We start from the raw sequence: 26,077 nt of genomic DNA, 5'->3' as shown, positions 1-26,077 counted from the left end.
TTATTTAATAGACGACTGGTCAATTATATTGGAAAAATCCATGACAGATGACAACATTCAAACGGATCTATTCTCGCCGACTACGATGGGCGCCCTCGAACTGGGCAACCGCATTGCCATGGCCCCGCTCACCCGAAGCCGCTATGACGAGGATGGCATTCCGGGCGAGTTGCATGCCACGTATTATGCCCAACGCGCGGGCGCCGGCCTGATTATCGCCGAGGCGACCAATATTTCGGCGCAAGGGCGTGGGTATGCGGCCACGCCTGGTTTATGGAACGACGAGCAGGTTGCGGGCTGGAAGATGGTCACCGACGCAGTGCACGCCGCGGGCGGCAAGATCGTCAACCAGCTCTGGCACGTTGGCCGCTTTTCCAGCAGCCAGCTGCAGCCCGATGGCCGGGCGCCGGTTGCGCCATCGGCGATCAAGGCCGAAGGCCAGACCTACACAACAGAAGGCTTTGTGCCCGTGTCCATGCCACGCGCCTTGGAGACCGATGAAATCCCCGGCATCATCGAGCAGTACAGACGGGCGGCTGAAAATGCCCAGCGCGCCGGGTTCGATGGCGTCGAAGTTCATTCTGCGAACAGTTATCTGCTGGATCAATTTATCCGCGATTCAACCAATCAGCGCAGCGACCGGTATGGCGGCTCTATCGAGAACCGTACGCGCCTGACGCTGGAGGTGACCGAAGCCGTGGTCAACATCTGGGGCAGCGATCGGGTCGGCATCCGCTTGTCGCCGGTGACGCCCGATGCCGGCAACACGCCGCCCGACAGCGATGTGATGGCGACCTATGGCTACCTGATCAAGCAACTGAACCGATTCCAACTGGCCTACATGCACTTTGTGGAAGGGGCGACTGGCGGTACGCGCGCGCTACCCGATGGTGTGGACCTGGATGCATTGCGTGCATTGTTTGACGGTGCCTACATTGGCAACAACGGTTATGACCTTAAGCTGGCAATTGCACGCCGCGCGCAAGGCAAGATTGACGCGGTGGCCTTTGGCCGACCCTTCATCGCCAACCCGGATCTGGTCGAGCGCTTGCGACGCGGTATCGGATTGGCCGTCGCACCGCGCGAATCCTACTACGGCGGCGGCGCCACAGGCTATACCGATTGGCCCAACGCCGCCTACTAAGTCAGGCTGTAGGCGAGCTTTCCATAAAAGGGATGGCGACGTGACGCGCGAGGACGTAGCCGACTACTAAAACCGGGCAATCAGCTTATTTCTTTTTGTGCCCGATTTTGTCTGTCCCCAGTGCCTTTGCATTCAATCGGCTGACGACCGGCTGCCCGGTGCTTTTCTCTAGCTGCAGGCGGGCAGCCTTGGCGGTTTGTGCGCCTTCGGCGGCCACCGTGGCGCTCTCAGCCAGGCCCTGGGGGTTGCGCACCAGCGAGATATCCGTGGCAGCCACTTCGGCCAGCATGTTCAGCACCAATTCAGTGTTGGTCATGTTGTCACGCAGATTTTCTTTTTTCAGCCCTTTGTGCTGCTTGTATTCACGGGTGCTCAGGCCGCTCCAGACGCGGCTCATCAGATCGGTCAGTGCCGCATATTCTTGCCCTTGCTGCACACCTGCCTTGTCCCATTCATCGGTCAGGGCCTTGCGGACCTCGATGGATTTGATGCGCTGGTTGATCCAGTTTTCGCTGTACCCAAGACGGCGGTAGTTCTGGATGGCGCGGTCTATAGACTGCTCGGGGTCAACGGTTTCATCCAGGCGTTCACTGCCCACCTGGGCCAGCCACAGCTTGAAAGGCTCGGCCCGCTTGCTGGGGATGGACTGGATGAGGCGCAGGATTTGTTCCGTGTCGGCGACGTCGGTCAGGCGTTGCTTGCCGTCAGCAGCTTGCATCTTCAAACCGTGACAGGCTGTCACGGTTTGGTTGCCTTCTGCTTTCAGGCGCTGCTTGAGCTTGCGCCAATAGGCGGCAGCATCCACGCTTTCTGTGAGGATGGCAATGATGTCCACCACCGAGAACCACCACTTTTCGTGGTCAGCATCCCATTCGGCTCGAACCTGCTGGGTGTCAAAGAGTTTGATCTTATCTGTCACGGGTGTTCACCCCCGCAAGTTCAGCCTGTGCGGCCTTGATGGCTTGGCAGCTTTCTGCATAGGCCACGGCGAAGCGTTCACAGGCGGTTGTAAAGTCTCGTGTGCGTAGGGATTCTTGCCAATCACTGCCCCGTTTGATGATCGGCTGTATGGCTTTGGGAATGCGGCGGCGTAGGTATAAATGCCGCTGGCGGGGTCTTTGTGAGGGGTTGCCATGGTACCCATGTGTACCTGTCCTGTGTGCCTATGAGGGACATGGAAGGTTTTTTAGGGGAATGAGCTTTGAAGAAATGCCAGTTGAATCGATAATTTAGATCAACTGGTGGCCCGGGGCGGAATCGAACCACCGACACAAGGATTTTCAATCCTCTGCTCTACCGACTGAGCTACCGGGCCAAGACGTCGAATCATACACGAATTTTTGAGCGTGCGCAGACGCCGTGGCGGGAAAATAGCCCACTATCGACGTCGCGACCTATAATGCTGAAGTCTCCATTCATAAATCTTGCTGCGGCATGTCCGTTGACGTCCTGACCTTCGGCCTGAACCATGTATCCGCGCCCGTTTCCGTGCGCGAACGCGTGTCGTTCCCGATCGAATTGCTCAAGCCTGCGCTATCGGCCCTGCGGACCACGTTTGGCTCGTCGGTGCGCGAGGCCGCGATTCTGTCGACCTGTAATCGCACGGAAATCTACTGTGCGGCCGATCCAGGCGTGCGCACGGCGCTGCCCGGCTGGTTGGCGGATTTCAACCGCCTGGAAGCCGGCCAGCTGACGCCGCATCTGTACGAATACCAGCGCAATGATGCTGTGCGGCATGCCTTTCGCGTGGCCAGCGGGCTGGATTCCATGGTGCTGGGCGAACCGCAGATCCTGGGGCAGATGAAAGATGCCGTGCGCGCCGCCGAACAGGCCGGCACCTTGGGCACGCTGCTGCACCAGCTGTTTCAACGCACTTTTTCCGTTGCCAAAGAAGTCCGCTCGCAGACTGCCATCGGCGCCCATTCGGTGTCCATGGCGGCCGCCGCCGTGCGGCTGGCCGAACGCGTGCTGGGGGATCTGTCCGCTGCGAATGTGCTGTTCATCGGCGCGGGCGAAATGATCGAACTCTGTGCGACCCATTTTTCGGCGGCGCAACCCCGCCAGATGGCTGTTGCCAATCGCACGCTGGAACGCGCGGAGCTGCTGGCCGCGCAGTTCGATGCCCGCACGTTGAAACTGTCCGCCTTGCCGGATCATCTGGCTGAATTCGATGTGGTCGTATCCTGTACGGCCTCATCCTTGCCCATCCTCGGTCTGGGGCTGGTGGAAAGGGCTGCGCGCACGCGCCGCCATCGCCCCATGGTGATGGTTGATCTGGCCGTGCCGCGTGACATCGAACCGGAAATCGGCCGTCTGGCCGACGTCTATCTGTATACGGTCGATGATCTGGGCCGCATGGTGCAGTCCGGCACCGATGCCCGGCGTGCCGCCGTGGTCCAGGCCGAGGCCATCATCGAAGCCCGTGTCCAGCATTTCATGCATTGGCTGTCCAACCGGGCCATCGTGCCGGCGATCATCGATTACCAGCACAGCGCCGACGCCTTGCGCCAGGCCGAACTGGACCGTGCCCGGCGCCTGCTGGCGCGCGGCGACGATCCTCAAGTCGTGCTGGAACAGCTGGCCTACAGCCTGACGCATAAATACATGCACGGGCCATTGGCGGCGCTTAACCGCAGCGAGGGCGCAGAGCGCGACCAGATGCTGGCGCTGCTGCCGCGTTTGCTGCCCGAAGTCGGCATTCGCCGCCGCCGGTAGCTGCTTTTCTCGTTTCCTTGTCTTCCGATCCGGCGATTGATCCGCCGGGCCGCGTCCCTTCTTTTTTATCCCCTGGAATTTCCTCCATGAAAAGCTCAATGCGCAGCCGCCTGGAACAGCTCAGCCACCGTCTGGTCGAGATTGACGCCATGCTGGCCGAGCCGGATAGCGCCGACGATATGGATCGTTTCCGCAAATTGACGCGTGAGCGCGCGGAATTAGAACCTGTCGTGCGCGTCTTCGAGTCCTGGGAGCAGGTCTGCGCCGATCAGGCGACTGCCCGCGAAATGCTGGCTGACCCTGATATGAAGGCGCTGGCCGAAGAAGAGCTGGCGGGGGCGGGTGAACGGATCGATCAACTGGAAGCTGATCTGCAGATTCTGTTGCTGCCCAAGGATCCGGACGATGACCGCAGCGTCTTTCTGGAAATCCGCGCTGGCACGGGCGGCGATGAAAGCGCCTTGTTCGCGGGGGATCTGTTGCGCATGTATGCGCGTTACGCCGAGGTCCGCGGCTGGCGGGTCGAGCTGATGTCCGAAAGCGCAGCCGAACTGGGCGGTTACAAGGAAGTCATTGCACACATCGAAGGCAATGGGGTGTATGGCCGGTTGAAGTTCGAATCGGGAGCGCACCGGGTGCAGCGTGTGCCGGAAACCGAATCCCAGGGGCGGGTGCATACCTCGGCCTGCACGGTGGCGGTGATGCCGGAAGCCGATGCCCAGTCGGACATCCAGATCAACGCGAACGATTTGCGCATCGATACGTTTCGCGCCAGCGGGGCGGGCGGGCAGCACATCAACAAGACTGATTCGGCCGTGCGGATCACGCACCTGCCGACTGGTTTGGTGGTGGAATGTCAGGACGACCGGTCACAGCATCGCAATAAAGACAAAGCCATGCAGGTGCTGGCCGCCCGGCTGAAAGATCGCCAGCAGCAGGAAGTCCATGCCCGCGAAGCCGCCCAGCGTAAAAGCCTGGTGGGGACGGGAGACAGGTCCGAACGCATCCGCACCTACAATTTCCCGCAAGGGCGGATGACCGATCATCGTATCAATCTGACGCTCTACAAGCTGGCCCAGATCATGGATGGTGACTTGAACGAAGTCACCAGCGCCTTGCTGGCCGAGCACCAGGCCGAGCAGTTGGCCGCCCTGGCGCTGGACTGAACGGATGGCGCGCTCATTGCGGGACTGGTTGGCGCACAGTCCTTTGCCGCATCTGGAGTCACGCCTGCTGTGGCAGCAGGTGCTGGGCGTGTCCCGCACCTGGCTGATTACCCATGATGCGGATCTGCCGGATGCCGGGCAGGCAGCCGCCTATCAGGCGCTGGAGGCGCGCCGGCTGGCGGGCGAACCGATCGCCTACATTCTGGGGTATCGGGAATTCTGGGGACGAAATTTTCATGTCAGCCCCGCTGTCTTGATTCCCCGGCCGGATACCGAATTGCTGGTGGAATGCGGCTTGCAGGCTATCGCCGGCCTGCCGTCTCCCCAGGTGCTGGATCTGGGTACCGGCAGCGGCATCGTGGCGATTTCCATGGCTCTGGATCGGCCAGATGCCCGGGTGCGAGCTACCGATTGCAGCCTGGCGGCGCTGGCCGTGGCGGAAATGAACGCACGCGCTTTGGGGGCAAAGCTATTGTTTTCACACGGGAATTGGTACGATAGTCAGTTGGGTTCGGAACAATATGATTTGATCGTTTCGAATCCTCCCTACATCGACTCACAAGATACTCACCTGGTCCAGGGCGACCTGCGCTTCGAACCGCAGGGGGCGTTGACCGACGGGGCGGATGGCTTAAGCGACCTGCATCGTATTGCGCAGGGGGCGGCGGCCTATCTGCGGTCTGGCGGGGTCTTGTGTGTAGAACATGGTTGGGATCAAGCCGCCGCCGTGCGTGCTTTGTTCCAGTCATCGGGGTTTTCCGATGTGGCCAGCCTGCGGGATCTGGCCGGCATCGAACGCGTCACCTGGGGCCGCCTGCCGGCCTGACTTTTAAAGAGATCACCATGAGCGAAACAGCGCAATCCGAAGTCCAGAATTTCATCCGCGAAACCGTGACCAGCCATCCGGTCGTCCTGTTCATGAAGGGCACGGCTCAGTTTCCGCAGTGCGGGTTTTCCGGGCGGGCGATCCAGGTTCTGAAGGAAGTCGGCGTGACCAAGCTCGTCACCGTCAATGTCCTGGAAGACGCCGAAGTCCGCCAAGGCATCAAGGACTACGCCAACTGGCCCACCATTCCCCAGCTCTACGTCAAGGGCGAATTCGTCGGCGGCACTGACATCATGAATGAAATGCACGCCAGCGGCGAACTGGCTACCTTGATGAAGGACGCCGGGGCCGTCGAGTGACATCAAAGCGCCGGCTGGTCATCGGTATCAGCGGGGCGACTGGCGCACAGTACGCCATTCGTCTGCTGGCGCTGGCCCGTGCGCAGGATGTTGAAACCCATTTGGTGATTTCACCCTCTGGCGTGTTGAATATCCGCCACGAACTGGGCATGGATCGCCAAGCGGTGCATGCGCTGGCCGATCAGGTTTACAGCCCCCGCGACGTGGGGGCTGCGCTGGCCAGCGGCAGCTTTGCCACCGCCGGCATGGTGGTGGCGCCGTGCTCCATGCGCACGCTGGCGGCCGTTGCGCACGGCTTGTCCGATAATTTGATTACCCGCGCCGCGGATGTCACGCTGAAGGAACGCCGCCGTCTGGTGCTGATGGTGCGCGAGACGCCCCTCAATCTGGCGCATTTGCGCAATATGACTGCAGTAACAGAAATGGGCGGAGTGATTTTCCCCCCGCTGCCTGCCTTTTACATGCGGCCAGCCAGCTTGGAAGAAATGATCGATCATACGGTCTGCCGGGTGCTGGATCTGTTCGATATCCATGTGCCCGGCCCTCGCTGGGAAGGCATGGATACGCCGGGCGAGTCTGACCGGCAATCTTCGGATACACTCTGACAGGCCGTTCACCCCCCTCCCATATCGCACATGATTAAAAAAGTTCCCGTTTCCCAGTTATGCGTGGGCATGTATGTTCAGGATCTGGGGGGATCCTTCCTGGATCATTCCTTCTGGCGGTCGCGCTTCCTGATTTCCAGCGACAGCAAGCTGAAAAAACTGCAGGGTTCGCGCTTGGAATGGGTGCTGATCGATACGGATCGAGGCTTGGATGTAGGGGCAAGTACCGTGTCAGCAGCTGCGCCGGTAGCTGCGGCTGGCGTGGCTGGCTCCGCTGCTGTCGCGACTGCGCCGGATCGGCCGGCTGCGCCACGGGCGACCAGCGAACAGCAGGTCTTTGATGACGCCAAGGAAATCCTTGATGAATCCCGGGATCAGGTCAAACAGCTGTTTGCCGAGGCCGAATTGGGCAGCAAGCTGGACCTGAGCCAGGTCCAGGGCTTGGTGCAGGATATGGCCGACTCGCTGGATGGCCATCCCGACGCCTTGACCAGCCTGGCCCGTATCAAAAGAGCCGATCAATATCTGTATGCCCATTCCGTGGCGGTTGCCGCCTTGATGACGGCGTTGGCGCGTACCATGAAGCTGGCCGACGCACACGTGCATCTGGCCGGGATGGCCGGCTTGTTGCATGATATCGGCAAGGTTCGCGATCCTGCCGATCCGACAGGCAAGATCGGTCGTCCCATTCAGCCTCCTCAGGAATTGCTGCGCCAGCATCCTGCTGCGGGGGCTGCCGTGCTGCGGGCCGATCCGTCCATCCCGCCCGAGGTCGTCGAGGTCTGCCTGCATCACCACGAGCGCATGGACGGCAAGGGGTTCCCGGATCAGTTGGTCGGCAAGCAGATAGGCCTGCTCTCGCGGATGGCGGCCATCTGTAATTTCTACGATGAAATGACGTCCAGCCGCCCGTATCGCAAGGGTTGGGATCCGGCCTTCACATTGTTCAAAATGCTCAATGCGGAAGGCCAGTTCGATATGGACGTGCTGGGGGCTTTCGTCCGCTCGGTCGGCCGCTACCCGGTGGGTTCCATCATCAGCTTGATCAATAGCGAATTGGGTTTGGTGGTGGCTCAGAACCCTGATCTGCCGGAATTGCCGGTGGTCAAGGTTTTCTATTCCATCCGCTGGGCCCATGCGATCCCGGAACGCCGTGTCAACCTGGCGGATCCGGATTGCGGCAGCGGCGTGCTGCCGGTGCGCGCGCCTGTGGATTGGGCGCAATCAGGGCTGCCGGTGCCGCCGATCCTCGACTAGGCTTCGCGGTTTCTCAGGGTGCGGCGCCGGATCTGCAGTGTCAGGCCGATGCCTGCCAGCGCCAGTGCACTGGTGGCCACCCAGGTCCATTGCCAGTCGCCCCCCGCCTGATTGACGACCCAGGCGACCAGTGGCGGTCCAAGGAACTGGCCTAGCGACGAACACTGTTGCATCCAGCCGATGGTGGTCGATGTCGTCTGCGGGCTAGGCGCCAGCGTTAAGGCCAGGACGAATAAGGTCGCGGGCACCAGGCCGCCCACCATGGAAAAAGCCAGGACGGCCAGAAACTGTACTGCGGCCGGTAGATGGGCGCCGAACGCGGCATAGGCGCAGAGGATCATGGCGCCCAGGCCCAGCAGCAGCAATTGCCAGGCCTGAACGCCACGGTGTAACAGGCGCCCGGCGGCCAGGTTGCCGATGGCGTTGACCCCGGCCACGATGGCGGTCAGCACACCGGCGGTGGTGCCGGCGATGCCTGCTGACACATAAATCGTCGGCAAAAAACCGATCACGGCGATCCATTGGCTGGCATAGGCGCCGAACGTCAGGGCGACCAGCCAGACGTTCTGTGATCTCAGTGTTGTGAGCGTCAGCATCAGCGCCGCCGGATGAGGGCGGTCGTCGCGCGCCGGGTCCGGCGGCACCAGGGACAGCGTCAGCAGAAAACAGGCCAGCGTCAGGACAGCCAGCAGCAGCCACAGCAGCTGCCAATTACCCAGACGGATCACCCAGGACCCCGACAGCAGGATGATCACGGTTCCCAGCGGCATGTAACAGCCCCACAAACCCATGATACGACTGAGATTTTCCGGCGGCATCAGCCGGCGGATCAGGGACGGCACCGGCATGGCGACCATCAGAAAGCCGCAGCCTTCGAGGGCTCGGCACAATAGAATGGCCAGGGCGGAGTCCAGCCAGGCTCCCAGAGCGGAGGCCAGCGCCAGGGTGGCCAAACCGATCAGGATGCAGCGGCGCAGGCCGATGCGTTCAGCCATCAGGCCGACCGGCAGACCCAGCGCCATGCCGCCCATTTGCACCACAGACAGCAGAAAGCCTGATTGCACCAGACTCAGCTGGAACTGGGCCTGCAGCTGCGGCAGGGCGGGCGGCAGCTTCCAGATGTGCAGGGCTGCGCAGATGCCGATCAGCACCAGAAACAAGGCGGCCCGCATCCCGTTGGTCGTGGGCGGCGGGCCGAGGCTTGCAGCGAGAGGCCGGGGAGGGGCGGCCATCACCTGAGTACCGTGCCCCTGGGCAGCCAGCGCCAGAACATCCAGGCTGCCAGCAGGCCCATGCCGCCGACGGCGGCAATGCCGGTCGCCAACGACGCCACTGCCGTCAAGCCTGACAGCAGCAGGGGCCCGCCGCCGCCGCCCAGGTCGGTGATCTGGCGCCATAGGCCCAGAAAGACCGTGCGGCCTTCGCGCGGAGAGGCGTCAGCCCCGATGGTCATGAGGATGCCCGAGCCGATGCCGTTGCCGAATCCCAGCACGATGCACACGGCCAGCAGGCTGTTGAAATCGGTCGTCCAGGGCATGGCAAGCAGGCTCAATCCCATGATCAGCATGCAGGGCAGCGCCACCCATAGCCGGCCGTGCTGATCCATGACCTTGCCGGCGGGGTAGAACAGCAGCATGTCCACCGCTCCCATCAGGCCGTAGATCAGCGCAGTGGATGCCGCGTCCAGGCCGATGTGGTCGGCCCAGAGAGGGATGACGATCTGCCGGCAGGCGCGCAGCGCCGAGACCAGCGATGTGGCAATCCCCAGGGTCAGCATGATGCGCGCATGCTGGCGCAGCATGGCGAGCATGCTGACCCGGGGTGGAGGAGTCCCTGACGGGCCTGCCGTGCGGGGCTCGAGGTCGGGGATGGCCAGGGAAATGATGCCCGCCCCCAGCATCGCCAGCATCGACAGCCAGTAGGCGCCGTCCAGCCCCATCAGGTGGATCAGGCCAGCGCCGGCAAAGGGGCCGATGAACATGCCGATGCGCATGGTGCCGCCCAGGGTGGACATGGCGCGGGCGCGCATGTGCAGGGGAACGGCTTCGACCAGGAAGGTCTGCCTGGCCAGCAGGAAGACAGCGCTGGCCAAGCCGATCATGAACACGCCGAGTCCGAACACCCAAGGGTTCGAGGCCAGCAGACAGAGGACCAGTCCCAACAGGCTGAATGCCGATGCGCCGACCATGGCCCGTCGTTCGCCGTAGCGGGTGGCCAGGGCAGCCGCAGGCAGGTTGGCCAGGAGAGACCCGACGCCGATCAGGGCCACGATCAGGCCTGCGACGGCGGAACTGGCGCCCATGTCGCGGACGCTGAGCGCCAGGACAGGAAAGATGGCGCCTTCGCCCAGACCGAACAGCAATGAGGGGCCGAAGGCCGGCAATGCAATCTGGCGCAGGCTGAAGGAGTCGGGGGAATCTGACACGGATGGGAACATCGGAATGGAATCGTTCATTGTCGCATAAGGCCATCCCTATTGCGGGTGGCAAAGCGCTGTCCGCGCAAGGAAATTGCTGTCTGTGCACCCTGGGATACATAAATAGGCGGATTCGGTTTCAGAAGCTGCTAAGCGTTATTACTGATTGCGCCGTCTGTCGTATTCGGGAGACAATTCGCGCGCTCTCGCTGTTTACAAAACAGTACAAAAATCCGGGTTTACCATCAACTCATAGGGGCTCTCTCTCATGCAACGTCGTTCCTTCCTCAAGAAGGCCGCCTTTGGCGTAGCCGCCGGCGGTACCACTCTCGCCGCTCCCGTCTTCGCTCAGGATGCGCCTACCCTTACCTGGCGCCTGGCTTCCAGCTTCCCGCGCAGTGCGGATGCGATTTATTCCGGCGGCGAAAACGTCGCGAAATTCGTCTCCGAAGCCACGGGCGGAAAATTCCAGATTCGTGCCTTTCCTGGCGGCGAAATTCTGCCGGCGCTGGGCGTGCTCGATGGCGTACAGAACGGCACCGTCGAATGCGGCCATACGGCGTCCTACTACTATTTCGGCAAGGACCCGTCGCTGTGCTTTGACGGCGCTGTGCCCTTTGGCCTGAATACGCGCCAGCACAATGCCTGGGTGATGCATGGCAATGGCCGCCAATTGATGCGGGAACTGTTTGCCAAGTTCAATATCGTGAATTTCCCTTGCGGCTATACGGGCTGCCAGATGGGCGGCTGGTTCCGCAAGGAAGTCAAAACGGTCGACGACCTGAAAGGCCTGAAGTTCCGCACGGCCGCGTTTGCCGGCGCGGTGCTGATGAAGCTCGGCGTGGTGCCTCAGCAGATCGCTGGCGGCGACATCTATCCGTCCCTGGAAAAAGGCACGATCGATGCGGCTGAATGGATCGGTCCCTACGACGACGAAAAGCTCGGCTTCCACCGTGTGGCGCCGTATTACTACTTCCCGGGCTGGTGGGAAGGCACGCTGCAAGTGTCCCTGTATGTGAACAAGGACAAATACGAGGCCCTGCCCAAGCACTACCAGGCAGTGCTGGATCAGGCGTCGGCGCTGGCTACCAACACCATGATCGGTACCTTCGACGCGGAAAACCCCAACGCCTTGAAGCGCCTGATCGGCGAAGGCGCCAAATTGCGGGCCTTCCCGAAGCCCGTCATGGATGCCTGCTTCAAGGCCGCCCAGGAAACCTATGCGGAACTGTCCGCTAAGGATCCCGGCTTCAAGAAGATCCATGACGATTACATGGGCTTCCGCGACCACGAAATCCCCTGGTTCCGGATCGCCGAAGGCAGCTTCGACCAGTACTTGGCCTCAGCGACTAAATAGGCGCTTGCGCGTCTTGTGCCGGCCTTTTCGGGCTGGCCTGTGTCGCCGGTTTTCGCACCAGCCCCCGCTTGCGGGGGCTGGTGCGTGTCCGGGCGCTCTCCTTATTTTTGACTGATCTTCATCATGAAAACACTCCTAGCCTTGTCGCGGGTGATTGATGCCATCAATCGCCGCGTGGGTCAGGCTGTGACCTGGTTGATCCTGCTTGCCGTGCTCGTCAGCGCCACCAATGCAACGGTGCGCAAGCTCTTCAATCTCAGTTCCAATGCCTGGCTCGAATTACAGTGGTATCTGTTTGGCGGCGTCTTTCTGCTGGCTGCCGGCTATACCCTGCTGAAAAACGAACATGTCCGCGTCGATGTGCTGGCGGCCCATTTTTCCCGCCGCACACAGCTCTACGTCGAAATTTTTGGTGTCGTGTTCTTCCTGTTGCCCATGGCCAGCCTGATCATGTGGCTGTCCTGGCCGTTCTTCATGGATTCATTCGTGAACCTGGAACAGTCCTCCAATGCCGGTGGATTGATTCGCTGGCCCGCGAAATTCCTGATCCCCGTCGGCTTTGCGCTGTTGGTGGCTGCAGGCGTGTCGCATCTGATCAAGTGCATTGGCTGCCTGGGCGGGCTTTGCCCGGATCCTCGTGACACGCATGTGGGCAAATCGGCCGAAGAAGAACTGGCTGACGAAATCGCCCGTGAAGCGGCGCAACGCGAGTCCGCCTCGCACGAGGAGCGCTGATCATGGAAGCCTTATTGCTTGCCTATATGGCGCCGATCATGTTCGGCATGTTGGTCATCCTGCTGCTGCTGGGTTTCCCGGTTGCTTTTTCACTGGCTGCCAATGGTATTTTGTTTGGTCTGGTCGGGATTGACCTGGGCCTGCTGACGCCTTCCTTGTTTCAGGCCTTGCCGCAGCGAGTGTTCGGGGTCATGTCCAACGAATCCTTGTTGGCGGTGCCGTTCTTTACCTTCATGGGCCTGATTCTGGAACGATCCGGTATGGCCGAAGACCTGCTGGAAACTGTCGGGCAGCTGTTCGGGCCTTTGCGCGGCGGCTTGGCCATCGCGGTCATTCTGGTGGGCGCCATGCTGGCGGCTACCACCGGCGTGGTGTCGGCATCGGTGATTTCCATGGGCTTGATTTCCCTGCCGATCATGCTGCGGTACGGTTATGACCGCAGGCTGGCCGCCGGGGTGATTGCAGCATCAGGGACGCTATCACAGATCATTCCGCCTTCGCTGGTGCTGATCGTGCTGGCTGACCAGTTGGGTCGATCCATCGGCGACATGTACAAGGGCGCTTTCCTGCCGGGCTTTGCCCTGACGGGGCTGTACATCCTGTACGTGGTGGCGGTGGCGATGTTCCGTCCCAAGGCCGCGCCAGCCATCCCGCCCGAAGCCCGTACGTTCATCGAGCCCAGCGGTGGTCATGGTGTCCCGTCTCTGCTGGTGCTGATGGCGTTGTCAGTCGGAATCTCCTACGTAGGGGTGCAGTACCTGCTGGATCCGCAGGCCCACGTGGACGAACTGATCGTCACCAGCATCCTGCTGTGGGGCGCGGCAGCGTTCGTCATGGCGTTGCTGAACAAGATCTTGCGCCTGAAACTGCTGTCGAAGATCGCCGAGCGCGTCACGTTCGTGATGATTCCGCCCTTGGCGCTGATTTTCCTGGTGCTGGGCACGATCTTCATCGGCGTGGCCACCCCTACCGAAGGCGGGGCCATGGGGGCGGTGGGCGCTTTGATCATGGCGGTCATCAAGCGCCGGCTGAACTTCAAGTTGTTGCGCCAGGCCATGGACACGACCACGACGCTGACCTGCTTCGTGGTGTTCATCCTGATCGGTTCGTCGGTATTCAGCCTGACCTTCCGGGGCGTGAATGGCGATTTGTGGGTCGAGCACCTGCTGACCGGTCTGCCGGGCGGCGAGATGGGCTTCCTGATCGTCGTCAGCCTGCTGACCTTTGGCCTGGCCTTCTTCCTGGATTTCTTCGAGCTGGCCTTCATCATCGTCCCCTTGATCGGGCCGGTGGCTGACAAGATGGGCATCGATCTGATCTGGCTGGGGGTGCTGCTGGCGGTCAATATGCAGACGTCCTTCATGCATCCGCCGTTTGGCTTCGCTCTGTTCTACCTGAGATCGGTGGCGCCCAAGGATGACTATCTGGACAAGGTCACCGGCAAGACCATCGCCAAGGTCACGACCGGTCAGATCTATTGGGGTTCGCTGCCCTTCATCATCATCCAGATCGTCATGGTCATCGCCGTCCTGATGTTCCCGGGCATGGTGACGCACTACAAGGCGGACCGGCCCCAGGTCAATATCGAGGACATCAAGATCGATGCAGGCAATTTCGGCGGCTATGGGGGAGGCGGCTACGGCGATGCCGCCAACCTGTATGGCGGCGACGCCGGATCGTCTGCAACGCCGTCCAGCGCGGCCCCATCGGCGCCTTCCGATGAGGACTACAACAAGATGTTCAAGTAGGACGGCAGTCTGCCGGCGAACGCCGGCAACACGCCCCGCCCCGAGCAATCGGCGCGGGGCGTTTTTCCTTTAAAGAGGTCACGCGCGGCGTTCGCGTACGCTCTGTAGCCAGGTGCCGATGGGCATGGGCCGCGCCAGCAGGAAGCCCTGCAGGGCATGGCAGTCGTGCTGGAACAGGAAGCGGGATTGGTCTTCGGTTTCGACGCCTTCGGCCACGACCCGCAGATTCAGCTGGTCGGCCATGGCCAGGATCATCTGCACGATGGCGATGCTGTCGGTGTCGTGGGGCAGATCCTGGATCAGGCTCTTGTCGATTTTCAGCTCATAGAGCGGCAAGCGTTTCAGATAGGCCAGGTTGGAATAGCCTGTGCCGAAATCGTCGATGGAAAAGCGGATGCCCAGCCGGGACAGCGCCTGCATGCGCTGGGTGACGGCCTGGATGTCTTGGATCAGGACGCCTTCGGTGATTTCGAAGATCAGGCGGTTGCCGGGCAGGCCTTTCTGTTCCAGCATGTTGTGCACGTACTCCACGAACTGCGGATCCATCAGGCGTTTGGGGCTGACGTTGATCGACAGCGGGTAGGTCTCTCCTAGAGCTTGCAGCGTCAGCAGTGTGTCGCAGGCGACCCCCAGGGTCCAGGCGCCCAGCAGGTTGATCAGGCCCGATTCCTCGGCCACCGGGATGAACAGGGCGGGCGAGATCGCTCCGTGGTGGGGGTGCATCCAGCGGGCCAGCAGTTCGCCCCCGGTGACGTGGCCGTCCTGGCCGAATTGCGGCTGCAGGTGCAGGGACAGCTGCGGGGTGCCGATGGCCTGCAATAAGTCGTGTTCCAGCCAGAGCCGCTGCTCGACCTCGGCCTGCAGGTCCTGCTCGTAGAAGGCGGCCTGGTTGCCGCCGCGTTCCTTGGCTCTTTGGGTGGCCATGTCGGCCTCGCGCATGACCCGGTCGGTATCCTGGCTGCCGGCGTGGATGAGGGTCAGGCCGATGCTGGCGGTGATGAAGGCCGGCGTGTTCTGAACGGTCAGGGCGCTGCCCGAGATGGCTCGTCGCAGCTTGTCTGCGATGTGCATGGCCGTACGGGCGGCCTCGTGCTGTTCCGGTCCCAGGCCGTCGATCAGCACCACGAATTCGTCGGCGCTGGTATGGGCCACCAGATCGCGTTCCCGCGTGGCATGGGTCAGTCGTTCGGCGATGGCGGACAGGACCTGGTCGCCCACCCGATAACCCTGCGTGTCGTTGATTTTCTTGAAGCTGTCCAGGTCGAGCTGCAGCAGGGCGCCGTAGGTTTTGTCCTGCTGCGAGCGCTCGATCTGTTGCGATAGGCGCTCCAGCGCCATGCGCCGGTTGGGCAGGTTGGTCAGGTTGTCGTAGAACGTCAGGCGATGGGCAGTTTTTTCCGCCAGCAGGCGGTCGGTGATGTCGGTGGCGACGACGCAGATGGCTTCGATGCCCCCATCGGGCTTGTACAGCGGCGCCTTCATGGTCAGCAGCGTGCGTGAATCCGTGCTGTTCGGGCGCTTGATGACCTGCTGGATGACGTTGCGTTCACGTGTGCTCAGGATGGCCTGATCGCTTTGTTCGATCGAGCTCAGCGACTGCGGGTCGGTGATGAAGTCCGCGTCGCGTCGGCTGATGATTTCCCCCGGGCCGATGCCCAGGAATTCTTCGAGTTTGCGGTTGGCGAAGACGTAGCGTCCGCCTGGGTCCTTGATGCTGACGATGGCGTCGACGCTATCAAGAATGGCATCCAGCCGCCGCTCGCTGGACTGTAGTCGCTGGTGCTGGTGGCGCATCTGGATTTTCAGCCACAGGACGATGAGCAGCACCAGCGCCAGCAGGCTGGCCAGGCCCGCCATGATCCAGGCCGCGTCGCGCCCCAGCGTGGATGGGGTGGAGGGGGATCGCCAGTGATCCAGCGTGCGGAAATAAAAAGAATTCGGATCCGCCTGCCACGTACTCAGATAGCGGTCGATGGCTGCCAGGACTTCGGAGTGCGTGCCTTTCGGCGTAGCGAAAAAAGCCTGGGTAGGCTGAAAGATGATCGCGGTCGAGTTGAGGTTGTAGTCTCGTGCGGTCAGTTCACCGATGTAGAAATCGGCAGCGACTGCATCGACCTGGTGGCGGTTCACCATCTGGAAGCCTTCTTCCAGCCTTTGGACCGGCACCAGCTGGGCATCGATGTTCAGGGCTTTGAGCGTGGTGTGCAGATAATCCTGTTGGGTGGAACCAGCCAGGACGGCGATGGTGTGGTGTTTCAGATCGGTGATGGCGCGCAGGGAATTGGTGGGCAGCGCGTATATCTGTGACCAGCTGTGCAGGGCAGGAACGTGATGAAAGCTGAAAGTCTGAGCGCGTTCCGGAGTGTAGTAGACGTCGGGCAGCAGATCGATCTTGCGGCTGACCAGCAATTGCATGCAGTCCGCCCAGGTGCAGGCCTGGGTCTGCAGGGTCCAGCCTTCGCGGCGGGCGATTTCGTTCAGCAGTTCGCCCAGGATGCCGGCGGGCTGGCCGTTGGCATTGATATACACATCGGGTTTCTGATCGTAGATGCCGACCTTCAGGGTCAGAGCCTGCGCCCGAGCGGCGGCCAGACCCAGCAAGCATGCCAGGGCCAGCCGGAAAACCGCAGGAATGACGCGTGGATGCAGGCGCATAGGGCTGAAGTGAGAACAGATGTTGCAATCATAGGGCGTAGCGTTGCAAAACAATAGTGTGCACAGGCTGGCGGATTGTCAACAGTTTCACCGATTGTCAGGCGGAAAGCGCCCCGGCGTACAATGCCAGGCAGTTATTGGCATTTCCCCAAAAGGTGAATCATGTCCCAGGCATTTCTTGCCGATATGCAGGCCCGGATCGGGCAGTTGCGCGCCGACGGCTTCTACAAATCCGAACGCATCATCGCCAGCCAGCAGGCCGCGCAGATCGAACTGTCAGACGGCGCCAAGGTGCTGAATTTCTGCGCCAACAATTACCTGGGCTTGGCCAATGACCTCCGCCTGATCCAGGCCGCCCAGGCGGGCTTGGCCGCCGATGGCTTCGGCATGGCATCCGTGCGGTTCATCTGCGGCACGCAGTCCGGACATAAAGCGCTGGAATCCGAATTGGCGCAGTGGCTGGGCATGGGCGCTGCGATTCTGTATTCCAGTTGTTTCGACGCCAATACCGGCTTGTTCGAGGCCCTGCTGGATGAGCAGGATGCCATCGTCAGCGATGCCCTGAACCATGCCAGCATCATCGATGGCGTACGGCTGTGCAAGGCGCACCGTTATCGCTACGCCAACAACGACATGGCGGATCTGCGCACGCAGCTGCAGGCCGCCCGGGATGGCGGCGCCCGCCACGTGATGATTGCCACGGATGGCGTATTTTCGATGGATGGCATCATTGCCGACCTGTCCGCCATCTGCGACCTGGCCGATGAATTCGACGCCCTGGTCATGGTCGATGATTCCCACGCGGTGGGTTTCATGGGCCCCGGAGGGCGCGGCACGCCCGAATACTGCGGCGTCCAGGGACGGGTGCACATCCTGACGGGCACGCAGGGCAAGGCGCTGGGCGGGGCCTCGGGCGGCTACGTGGCCGCTGATCCCGTCATTGTCGATCTGTTGCGCCAGCGCTCACGCCCTTATCTGTTTTCCAATACCTTGGCGCCGTCCATCGTGGCGGCGTCCCGCCGGGTGCTGACGCTGTTGCAGGAGGCCGAGGGCGATCGGCTGCGATCGCAGGTGCACCGTAACGGCCAGCACTTCCGCCAAGCCATGCAGGCGCTGGGCTTTACCCTGGTGCCGGGGCAGCATCCCATCATTCCCGTCATGCTGGGTGAAGCCGCGCTGGCCAGCCGTATGGCGGACGCCCTGCTGAAACAAGGCATCTATGTGATCGGTTTTTCCTATCCGGTGGTCCCCAAGGGCAAGGCCCGCATTCGCACGCAGATGAGCGCCGCGCATACGCTGGCGGATATCGATCGGGCGGTGGCGGCTTTCGCCCAGGTCGGCCGGGATCTGGGTGTGATCGGGCAGGCCTGATGCCCGCCGCGTGATCTGATATTGATTCGGCAGACTGCGTTCGCAGTCTGCGTTTTTCGCCTATTGGAGTTTCCATGAGAGCCTTGGCCAAGACCCAGCCCGCGGTGGGACTGGAAATGGTGGACGTCCCCAAGCCCGCCATCGGTCACAACGACATACTGATCCGCATTCGCAAGACGGCGATTTGCGGGACCGACATCCATATCTGGAAGTGGGACGAATGGGCGGCGCGCACGATTCCTGTCCCCATGCATGTGGGTCATGAATACGTGGGCGAGGTCGTGGAAATCGGCCAGGAAGTCCAGGGTTTCAAGATCGGCGACCGGGTCTCCGGCGAAGGTCACATCACCTGCGGCCATTGCCGGAATTGCCGGGCAGGGCGCCGCCATCTGTGTCGCAATACGCAGGGCGTGGGGGTGAATCGGCCCGGCGCCTTTGCCGATTATCTGGTGATCCCGGCGTTCAACGCCTTTCGCATTCCGGATGACGTGTCCGATGATCTGGCTGCGATTTTCGATCCCTATGGCAATGCGACACATACGGCGCTGGCCTTCGATCTGGTGGGCGAGGACGTGCTGATCACCGGCGCAGGTCCCATCGGCGCGATGGCGGCCGCCATCGCCCGCCACGTGGGCGCGCGCAACGTCGTCATCACCGATGTGAACGATTACCGTCTGGATCTGGCCGCCCGCATGGGGGCCCGCCGCACGGTGAATGTGGCCCGGGAAGACCTGCGTGACGTGATGCGCGAACTGGGCATGACCGAAGGGTTCGACGTCGGGCTGGAGATGTCCGGAGTACCTAGCGCCTTTGCGACGATGCTGGAACAGATGAACCATGGCGGCAAGATCGCCATGTTGGGCATTTTGCCGGATGGCGTGGGGGCGGCCTGGAGCCAAGTGATCTTCAAGGGCCTGGAAATCAAGGGCATCTATGGCCGGCAGATGTTCGAGACCTGGTACAAGATGGTGGCCATGCTGCAAAGCGGCCTGGATCTGTCGCCCATTCTGACCCACCATTACCCGGTGGCGGATTTCCGTCAGGGGTTCGAGGCGATGCTGTCAGGGCAAAGCGGCAAGGTGGTTCTGGACTGGAGCTGATCTACAGTTCTTGCAACAGCGACCCGATGGCGGCATGGTCCAGGCCATGCGCCAAGGCCAGGCGCAGCGCAATGCGGGCCTGCAGCGGATTCAGGTCATGGGCGGCCAGCAGGCCGGTTTCCGCATCAGAGTCCTTGGGCGTCACGGCGCCGCGAGGCACGCGGCTGGCCCGTACGCAGATCAGGCCTCGGCGGATCGCCTGGGCGCAGCCGCGCTCGGCGGCGATGCTCAGGCTGCCGTTGCCCATGCCGGCCACCACGATGCCGCGTGTTCCGGCCTGGATGGCTGCCTGATAAGGATGCACGGGAGCATCTTGGTAGTCGCTGATGATGTCCACCGCCGGCAGGGATCGCAAGCCGGTCAGGTGAAAGGCCGGTACGGTGCGGGGGTTGGGACGTTGGGCATAGTGCACCCGCCCGTCGCAGACTGCCCCCAGCATGCCCAGGCCGTCGCCGCCAAAGGCGTCGACCCGGGTGGTATGGCCTTTGGCCGCCTGGCGGGCGGCCAGAATGCCGTCATTCATGACGATCATGACGCCGCGCCCCATGCTGGCCGGATCGCGGGCGACCAATAAAGCGTTGATCAGATTCAGGGGGCCGTCGGCGCTGGGCGCCGAGGCCGGACGCATGGCGCCCACCAGGACGATGGGCTTGGGGCTGTCGGTGACCAGGTGCAGCAGAAAAGCGGTTTCTTCCAGGCTGTCGGTGCCATGCGTGATGACGACGCCATCGACATCCGCCTGGCGTACAGCCTGCTGCACACGGCGGGCCAGTTGCAGCACCTGTGTGGTGTGCAGCGCCCGGCTATCCACATTGAACGGCTGTTCGCAGCGGATATCGGCCAACGTGCCGGCCCCCGGGATGGCGGCCAGCATGGCCTCGATGCCCTGAGTGACCTGGTAGTCGGTCAATCGGCGGGCATCGGTGGCCGTGGCGGCAATGGTGCCGCCGGTACCGATCAGCAGCAGACGTTGCATCAGGGGTAGAGGCCGCGCACCTGGCGGGCTTCGAGGATGCGCGAGCAGGCCACGATAAAGGCCGCTGTGCGCAAGGACACCCCATGCTGGCGCGCCACGCTCGACATGGCGCTGTAGGCGGAACGCATCATGGCTTCCAGGCGGTGGTTGATTTCCTGCTCCGTCCAGAAGAAGCTGGAGAAATCCTGCACCCATTCGAAGTAGCTGACCGTGACCCCGCCGGCGTTGGCGACCACGTCGGGCACGATGATCGTCCCCTTGGCCGAGATGATGTCATCCGCTTCGGGGGTGGTGGGGCCGTTGGCGCCTTCGACCAGGATGCGGGTGTGGATCAGATCGGCATTTTCATGCGTAATCTGGCCTTCCAGGGCGGCCGGGATCAGGATGTCGGTTTCCAGAGACCAGAATTCTTGCGGTGTCAGGGTATCGGCATCCGCCGCGCCGGCGACGCCGCCGTGTTCGCGGACGTGCTCGCTGAGCGCCGGGACGTTCAGGCCCCGTGCGTTGTAGACCACGCCGGTGTGGTCGTAGACGGCGACGACCTGGGCGCCGGCATCATGGAACAGGCGTGCCGCCGTGCCGCCCACATTGCCGAAACCCTGGATCGCCACGCGGGCGCCCTTGATGTCGATACCGGATTCGCGCGCGGCTTCGCAGGCGATGACGTAGACGCCGCGCCCGGTGGCCTCGATGCGGCCCAGGCTGCCGCCCAGGGAAACCGGCTTGCCCGTCACGACGCCGGTCGTGGTGCGGCCTTCGTTCATGGAGTACGTGTCCATCATCCAGGCCATGATCTGGCCGTTGGTGTTCACGTCCGGTGCGGGGATGTCTTTATTGGGTCCGATGATGTCGTGGATTTCGCTGGTGTAGCGGCGTGTGATGCGTTCGAGCTCGGACTGGGAATGCTGGCGCGGATCGATGCGGATGCCGCCCTTGGCGCCGCCAAACGGCAGATTGACCGCCGCGGATTTCACCGACATCCAGGCCGACAGGGCCATGACCTCGGAAAGAGTGACATCCTGGTGAAAGCGCACGCCGCCCTTGCCAGGCCCGCGCGAGGTGTTGTGCTGCACCCGGTAGCCTTCGAAGTGAGCTACCGTGCCGTTGTCCAGTTCGACCGGCACATCCACGATCAGGATGCGCTTGGGGCGCTTGAGGGTTTCGACCCAGCGGGCCAGGTTGCCCAGGTACGGAGTGACCCGGTCGACCTGTTCCAGGTAGATCCCCCAGGGGCCGGGGTGCGCCGGGTCCAGGTACGAGGGCAAGGGGTGAGAATGCGGTTCAGCCATGGTGTGCAGCCTTTTTATGAATTCAGAGAGGACAAGGACATACAACTGACACCATTTTAGTGCCACCCGGATTGCCTGTGGGCAAGGGGGCGGAAAATAGGTGCTCGGACAAGGGCGCGATAGTCCTGCGTCCGGCATTTCCAGGGTTATATGGAATCAACGATTTGTTCGTTCCGTTGCCGCAACCGTGCGGGCACACTGGATGCTCTTGCTGGCGGGCCTGTGCTGTCTTGGCCGCCGGCCTTCCTGACTGGAGCGTCCTATGCCTACCTCCCTGACCGCTGCCTTGTCGCGCCATTGGCAGGACCTGCTGGCTCGTCTGGACGAAATTGCAGCAGACTACCCGGATGCCGTGCTGGCCTCGTCCATGGGGGTTGAGGACACTTTGCTGATCCATGCGCTGGCCCAGTTGCCGCGGCCGTTGGGGGTGTTCATGCTGGATACCGGGCGGCTGCATGCCGAAACGCTGGCCATGACGGATGTGATCCGTGATCGCTACGGCATCGCCGTGCAAATCATGCACCCGGATCCGGCCGCCGTACAGGCGCATGTGGCGGCGCACGGCGAATTCGCCTTTTACGAGAGCGTCGCGCTACGCAAGGAATGCTGTGGCATCCGCAAGGTCGAACCCCTGCGCCGCGCCTTGGCCGGCCACACGGCCTGGATCACGGGCCAGCGTCGGGAGCAGTCCGTCACGCGCACGGAACTGCCGGAATCCCAATGGGACGAGACGTTCGGCCTGCAGAAATTCAATCCGCTGGCGGCCTGGACAAACGACGAGGTCTGGGCGGTGGTCCGGGCGCTGGGCATTCCCTACAACCCGCTGCATGACCGGGGCTATCCCTCGATCGGCTGTGAGCCCTGTACACGCGCGGTGCGGCCGGGCGAAGACCCGCGTGCCGGCCGCTGGTGGTGGGAACAGCGCGACAGCCGTGAATGCGGCCTGCATGCCTCCAATCTGGCGGATCGTCCCGGGGTGCGCCCGCGTGCGGATGATCCTGCCCCTCCTGCTTCTGTTGAATCTACCTTTTCATCATGACGACTGCCATCGCTTCCTCTACCCGTACTCATCTGGATTGGCTGGAATCCGAAGCCATCCATATCTTGCGCGAAGTCGCCGCCGAGTGCGCCCGGCCCGTGCTGCTGTTTTCCGGCGGCAAGGATTCCTGCGTGCTGCTGCGGCTGGCGGAAAAGGCCTTTCGTCCGGGGCGTTTTCCCTTTCCTCTGATGCATATCGACACGGGGCATAACTTCCCGGAAGTCATTACCTTTCGCGATCAGTGTGTGGCGGAACTGGGCGAAGAGTTGATCGTGCGCGGCGTGGAGGATTCCATCGCCCGGGGCACGGTGGTGCTGCGCCATGCCACGGATTCCCGCAATGCGGCCCAGGCGACGACATTGCTGGAGGCCATTGCGGAATTCGGTTTTGACGCCTGCATCGGCGGCGCCCGGCGCGACGAGGAAAAAGCTCGCGCCAAAGAACGCATCTGTTCATTTCGCGACGAATTTGGTCAGTGGGACCCCAAGGCCCAGCGACCGGAACTCTGGAACCTGTACAACACGCGCGTCCATCCCGGTGAAAACATCCGCGTGTTTCCCATTTCCAATTGGACGGAGCTGGATGTCTGGCAATACATCGAACGTGAGCAGCTGGCGTTGGCGCCGCTGTATTACGCCCATCAGCGCGACGTCGTGCGTCGCCAGGGGCTGCTGGTTCCCGTGACCGCTTTGACGCCGCTGCGCGAAGGCGAGCACGAAGAACAGCTGACGGTGCGCTTTCGCACCGTGGGTGACGTGTCCTGCACATGCCCGGTGGCGTCCGATGCCGCGACGCCAGCCGACATCATTGCGGAAACGGCAGTCGCCACCTTGACCGAGCGCGGCGCGACGCGCATGGATGACCAGACTTCGGAAGCGTCGATGGAACGGCGCAAGAAACAAGGATATTTCTGATGAATGCGATCAATGAACAGTGGCCGGCGGCCGGTGAAACCGGGGTGCTGCGCCTGATTACGGCGGGGTCCGTGGATGACGGCAAATCCACCCTGATCGGGCGGCTGCTGCTCGACAGCAAGGGGGTATTCGCCGACCAGCTGCAGGCCATCGCCGGGTCGAAATACACACGGGCGCCGGATGCGCAGTACGACTTGGCCCTGCTGACCGATGGCCTGGAGGCGGAACGCGAGCAGGGCATCACCATTGATGTCGCCTACCGCTACTTTGCGACCCCGGCGCGTAAATTCATTGTGGCCGATGCGCCAGGACACGAGCAGTACACGCGCAATATGGTGACCGGCGCATCCACGGCGGATGCCGCCATCATCCTGATCGACGCCAGCCGTGTGGCCGATGGCGAACTGTTGCCGCAGACCAAGCGGCACAGTACCTTGGCGCGGCTGCTGGGGCTGCAGCACATCGTCGTTGCGGTCAACAAAATGGATCTGGTGGGGTGGGACAAGTCGGTGTTCGATCAGATCCACGCCGCCTATCAGGATCTGGCGGCGCGGCTGAATATCCCGCATTTTCATATTGTGCCCTTGTCGGCCTTGTCCGGGGACAACGTGGTGCAGCGCAGTGAACTGACGCCCTGGTATCAGGGCTTGCCGCTGCTGACCCTGCTGGAATCCTTGCCGCTGGACCCGCATCAGGGCAATGGCCATGCCCGGTTTTTCGTGCAGTGGGTCATCCGTCACCAGGGCAGCGGGCCGAATGCCTTCCGCGGCTATGCGGGCCAGTTGCAAGGCGGGGCATGGCGGGTGGGCGACGTCGTGCAGGTATTGCCCAGCCAGGAAACCGCCGTGATCACCCGTCTGCTGCGCGGGGAACAGGCCTTGGATGAAGCGCTGCCCGGCGATAGCATCACGGTGGTGCTGGACCGGGATATCGATGTATCGCGGGGCGACCTGCTGGTCGATGAGCATGCGCGGCCGGTATTGCGGCAGGATTTCGAGGCGGATCTGTGCTGGCTGGATCAGCAGGCCCTGAACCCGGCCCGGCTGTATTGGCTGAAATTAGGCAGCCGCCTGACCCAGGTCCGGATTCAGGCGGTGCAGACCCGGCGCGACATCCATGAGTTGCGGTCTGTCGAGTGGAACGGCACCCTGGCCATGAACGACATCGGCCGGGTTCGTTTGCGCACCCGGGATGCGCTGGCGCTGGACGACTATGAAACACAAAGGGCGACGGGGTCTTTCATTCTGATCGATACCGCCACGAACCAAACGGCGGCGGCCGGCCTGGTGCGGGCAGGGTGAGCGAAGCCGCAGGCGCCTGAAGGCCGGGTAGGCGGTGACCGGGGGGTGTGACACAATGCCAGATCACTCTTCCATACCGGTGTTTGGGATCCTGCGATCATGTCACTCGCCCAACAGAACATCCGCCTGCCGTCCCTGGCGACGATACGGGCGTTTGAGTCCGCCGCCCGGCTGGGCTCCTTTGGCCGTGCCGCCGAGGAACTGTGCATTACGGCCAGCGCAGTAGGCAAGCGCATCACGCAGCTGGAAGCTCTGTTGGGCCAACCCCTGTTCGAACGCGGCAGCCGGGGCGTGGCGCTGACGGCCATCGGGCACGAATATCTGGAACAGATCGAAACCGCGCTGCACCTGCTGTCGAACGTGTCTTTGCATCACCGGGCGCAAAAACCGCGAGACAGTCTGCGGCTGGTTACCACGCCGTCGTTCGGCCATTGGGTGCTGGGGCCGCATCTGCATGAATTCATGCGGGCGCATCCCAACCTGGATCTCAGCGTGGTGATGTCCATCCCGTATCTGGACATCGGGCCGACACAGGCAGATTTATGGATTCGTTTCGGGCTGGGGCGCTATCCGGGGGCGGTCTCCGAGCTCTTGACCGACGATGTGGTGTTTCCGGTGTGTTCGCCGGAATACCTGCACCGCCATGGGCCTTTGCGCCGGCCGTCCGATCTGCAGCTCAACCATTTGCTGCACAGTCCGCTGGACCCCTGGAAACCCTGGTTCGAGGCGGCGGGACTGGACTGGCCCGAGCCCGAAGAAGGGATCAGCTACTTTGATCTGGGCATGGCCATGGCGGCCGCTTGCGCCGGACAGGGCGTCATGATCGCGCGCCGCAGCCTGGCCAGCGACAGCCTGCAGTCGGGACAGCTGGTGGCGCCCTTTCCCATCACGGCAGCGCCGGATTCCCACTACTACCTGTGCCACGATGCCTCCATGCCACTGGTGGGGGGCAGGCTATCGTTTTCCCTATGGCTCAGGGATCTTTGCCGCCGGATTCCCCGGTTTCCCCTAGGGGACTGACGAGGTGCGGAATTATTTTCCGCCCTGTCCCGATGCATTTTCCAACCGCTCCTGTGGTGGATCGCTAGACTTTCGCCGATACCA

At 62.3% G+C, this 26,077-nt stretch carries 22 protein-coding genes, 1 tRNA gene and 1 pseudogene; 16 read left to right on the top strand and 8 right to left on the bottom strand.

Annotated elements, in window-relative coordinates:
• Positions 1-40: 40 nt before the first annotated feature.
• The gene (locus tag VDP79_RS11395; RefSeq protein WP_323018318.1) at positions 41-1,144 is read left to right on the top strand and encodes an alkene reductase; all 1,104 of its coding nucleotides are present in this window, start codon (positions 41-43) and stop codon (positions 1,142-1,144) included.
• 85 nt (positions 1,145-1,229) lie between these two features.
• On the opposite strand, the gene VDP79_RS11390 is transcribed toward VDP79_RS11395, so the two are convergent.
• The 3 genes and pseudogenes from VDP79_RS11390 to VDP79_RS11385 form a co-directional block, all read right to left on the bottom strand.
• Positions 1,230-2,063 carry a Bro-N domain-containing protein gene (locus VDP79_RS11390; protein ID WP_323018317.1) on the bottom strand — a complete coding sequence of 278 codons (834 nt, stop codon included), beginning with the start codon at positions 2,061-2,063 and terminating at the stop codon, positions 1,230-1,232.
• Positions 2,053-2,241: pseudogene (locus VDP79_RS14985) on the bottom strand (DUF6538 domain-containing protein); the annotation flags it as partial. The pseudogene VDP79_RS14985 and the gene VDP79_RS11390, both read right to left, overlap by 11 nt.
• Positions 2,242-2,383: 142 nt before the next feature.
• A tRNA-Phe gene (locus tag VDP79_RS11385) sits at positions 2,384-2,459 on the bottom strand.
• Positions 2,460-2,578: 119 nt separating this feature from the next.
• On the opposite strand from VDP79_RS11385, the gene hemA reads away from it, so the two are divergent.
• The 6 genes from hemA to VDP79_RS11355 all read left to right on the top strand — a co-directional run bounded on the left by hemA (position 2,579) and on the right by VDP79_RS11355 (position 8,072).
• Positions 2,579-3,859: a glutamyl-tRNA reductase gene (hemA, locus tag VDP79_RS11380; RefSeq protein ID WP_323018316.1), complete on the top strand. Its 1,281-nt coding sequence runs from the start codon at positions 2,579-2,581 to the stop codon at positions 3,857-3,859.
• A gap of 86 nt (positions 3,860-3,945) precedes the next feature.
• Complete coding sequence (prfA, locus tag VDP79_RS11375) at positions 3,946-5,025, top strand: peptide chain release factor 1 (RefSeq protein WP_323018315.1); 1,080 nt, start codon at positions 3,946-3,948, stop codon at positions 5,023-5,025.
• 4 nt (positions 5,026-5,029) lie between these two features.
• Positions 5,030-5,851, top strand: coding sequence for a peptide chain release factor N(5)-glutamine methyltransferase (gene prmC, locus VDP79_RS11370; protein ID WP_323018314.1), 822 nt, complete (start codon positions 5,030-5,032; stop codon positions 5,849-5,851).
• A 17-nt stretch (positions 5,852-5,868) separates the two neighbouring features.
• Entirely contained in the window at positions 5,869-6,210 is a 342-nt protein-coding gene (grxD, locus tag VDP79_RS11365; RefSeq protein ID WP_323018313.1) for a Grx4 family monothiol glutaredoxin, read from the top strand.
• A complete protein-coding gene (locus tag VDP79_RS11360) occupies positions 6,207-6,815 on the top strand; it encodes a UbiX family flavin prenyltransferase (protein ID WP_323018312.1) in 609 nt (202 codons plus the stop codon). The genes grxD and VDP79_RS11360 overlap by 4 nt, the downstream gene beginning before the upstream one ends.
• A 30-nt stretch (positions 6,816-6,845) precedes the next feature.
• Positions 6,846-8,072, top strand: a complete 1,227-nt coding sequence (locus VDP79_RS11355) for an HD-GYP domain-containing protein (RefSeq protein ID WP_323018311.1) — start codon at positions 6,846-6,848, stop codon at positions 8,070-8,072.
• On the opposite strand, the gene VDP79_RS11350 is transcribed toward VDP79_RS11355, so the two are convergent.
• Both VDP79_RS11350 and VDP79_RS11345 read right to left on the bottom strand, forming a co-directional pair.
• Entirely contained in the window at positions 8,069-9,244 is a 1,176-nt protein-coding gene (locus tag VDP79_RS11350) for an MFS transporter (protein WP_323018310.1), read from the bottom strand. The genes VDP79_RS11355 and VDP79_RS11350 overlap by 4 nt on opposite strands.
• A gap of 59 nt (positions 9,245-9,303) precedes the next feature.
• Positions 9,304-10,497 carry an MFS transporter gene (locus tag VDP79_RS11345; protein ID WP_416233127.1) on the bottom strand — a complete coding sequence of 398 codons (1,194 nt, stop codon included), beginning with the start codon at positions 10,495-10,497 and terminating at the stop codon, positions 9,304-9,306.
• Positions 10,498-10,756: 259 nt separating this feature from the next.
• Between VDP79_RS11345 and VDP79_RS11340 the strand changes: the two genes are divergently transcribed.
• The 3 genes from VDP79_RS11340 to VDP79_RS11330 all read left to right on the top strand — a co-directional run bounded on the left by VDP79_RS11340 (position 10,757) and on the right by VDP79_RS11330 (position 14,328).
• Positions 10,757-11,845: a TRAP transporter substrate-binding protein gene (locus tag VDP79_RS11340; protein WP_323018308.1), complete on the top strand. Its 1,089-nt coding sequence runs from the start codon at positions 10,757-10,759 to the stop codon at positions 11,843-11,845.
• A 123-nt stretch (positions 11,846-11,968) separates the two neighbouring features.
• A complete protein-coding gene (locus VDP79_RS11335; RefSeq protein ID WP_323018307.1) occupies positions 11,969-12,580 on the top strand; it encodes a TRAP transporter small permease subunit in 612 nt (203 codons plus the stop codon).
• Between the two features lie 2 nt (positions 12,581-12,582).
• Positions 12,583-14,328 carry a TRAP transporter large permease subunit gene (locus VDP79_RS11330; protein ID WP_323018306.1) on the top strand — a complete coding sequence of 582 codons (1,746 nt, stop codon included), beginning with the start codon at positions 12,583-12,585 and terminating at the stop codon, positions 14,326-14,328.
• A 78-nt stretch (positions 14,329-14,406) separates the two neighbouring features.
• On the opposite strand, the gene VDP79_RS11325 is transcribed toward VDP79_RS11330, so the two are convergent.
• Complete coding sequence (locus VDP79_RS11325; protein ID WP_323018305.1) at positions 14,407-16,983, bottom strand: EAL domain-containing protein; 2,577 nt, start codon at positions 16,981-16,983, stop codon at positions 14,407-14,409.
• 162 nt (positions 16,984-17,145) lie between these two features.
• Here VDP79_RS11325 and VDP79_RS11320 point away from each other — a divergent pair, with 162 nt between their 5' ends.
• A complete protein-coding gene (locus VDP79_RS11320) occupies positions 17,146-18,354 on the top strand; it encodes a glycine C-acetyltransferase (protein ID WP_323018304.1) in 1,209 nt (402 codons plus the stop codon).
• A gap of 74 nt (positions 18,355-18,428) precedes the next feature.
• The gene (gene tdh, locus VDP79_RS11315) at positions 18,429-19,454 is read left to right on the top strand and encodes an L-threonine 3-dehydrogenase (RefSeq protein ID WP_323018303.1); all 1,026 of its coding nucleotides are present in this window, start codon (positions 18,429-18,431) and stop codon (positions 19,452-19,454) included.
• Between the two features lies 1 nt (position 19,455).
• Here tdh and VDP79_RS11310 read toward each other — a convergent pair whose 3' ends face one another.
• Both VDP79_RS11310 and VDP79_RS11305 read right to left on the bottom strand, forming a co-directional pair.
• The gene (locus VDP79_RS11310) at positions 19,456-20,430 is read right to left on the bottom strand and encodes an asparaginase (protein ID WP_323018302.1); all 975 of its coding nucleotides are present in this window, start codon (positions 20,428-20,430) and stop codon (positions 19,456-19,458) included.
• Positions 20,430-21,719 (bottom strand): Glu/Leu/Phe/Val dehydrogenase, encoded by a 1,290-nt coding sequence (locus VDP79_RS11305; protein ID WP_323018301.1) that lies wholly within the window; start codon positions 21,717-21,719, stop codon positions 20,430-20,432. The genes VDP79_RS11310 and VDP79_RS11305 overlap by 1 nt, the downstream gene beginning before the upstream one ends.
• 262 nt (positions 21,720-21,981) lie before the next feature.
• Here VDP79_RS11305 and VDP79_RS11300 point away from each other — a divergent pair, with 262 nt between their 5' ends.
• The 4 genes from VDP79_RS11300 (at position 21,982) to VDP79_RS11285 (ending at position 25,993) form a co-directional block, all read left to right on the top strand.
• Positions 21,982-22,758: a phosphoadenylyl-sulfate reductase gene (locus tag VDP79_RS11300; RefSeq protein WP_323018300.1), complete on the top strand. Its 777-nt coding sequence runs from the start codon at positions 21,982-21,984 to the stop codon at positions 22,756-22,758.
• On the top strand, positions 22,755-23,672 hold the full coding sequence (gene cysD, locus VDP79_RS11295; protein WP_323018299.1) for a sulfate adenylyltransferase subunit CysD: 918 nt from the start codon (positions 22,755-22,757) through the stop codon (positions 23,670-23,672). Before VDP79_RS11300 ends, cysD begins: the two co-directional genes overlap by 4 nt.
• Complete coding sequence (locus VDP79_RS11290; protein ID WP_323018298.1) at positions 23,672-24,973, top strand: sulfate adenylyltransferase subunit 1; 1,302 nt, start codon at positions 23,672-23,674, stop codon at positions 24,971-24,973. The genes cysD and VDP79_RS11290 overlap by 1 nt, the downstream gene beginning before the upstream one ends.
• Positions 24,974-25,072: 99 nt before the next feature.
• Entirely contained in the window at positions 25,073-25,993 is a 921-nt protein-coding gene (locus VDP79_RS11285; RefSeq protein ID WP_323018297.1) for a LysR substrate-binding domain-containing protein, read from the top strand.
• Positions 25,994-26,077: the final 84 nt, after the last annotated feature.

The organism is Castellaniella sp., from assembly GCF_034675905.1.
Classification (GTDB): Bacteria; Pseudomonadota; Gammaproteobacteria; order Burkholderiales; family Burkholderiaceae_B; genus Castellaniella.
Note: the sequence above shows the minus strand (reverse complement) of the source record. Positions and strands in the feature narration are given on the sequence as shown.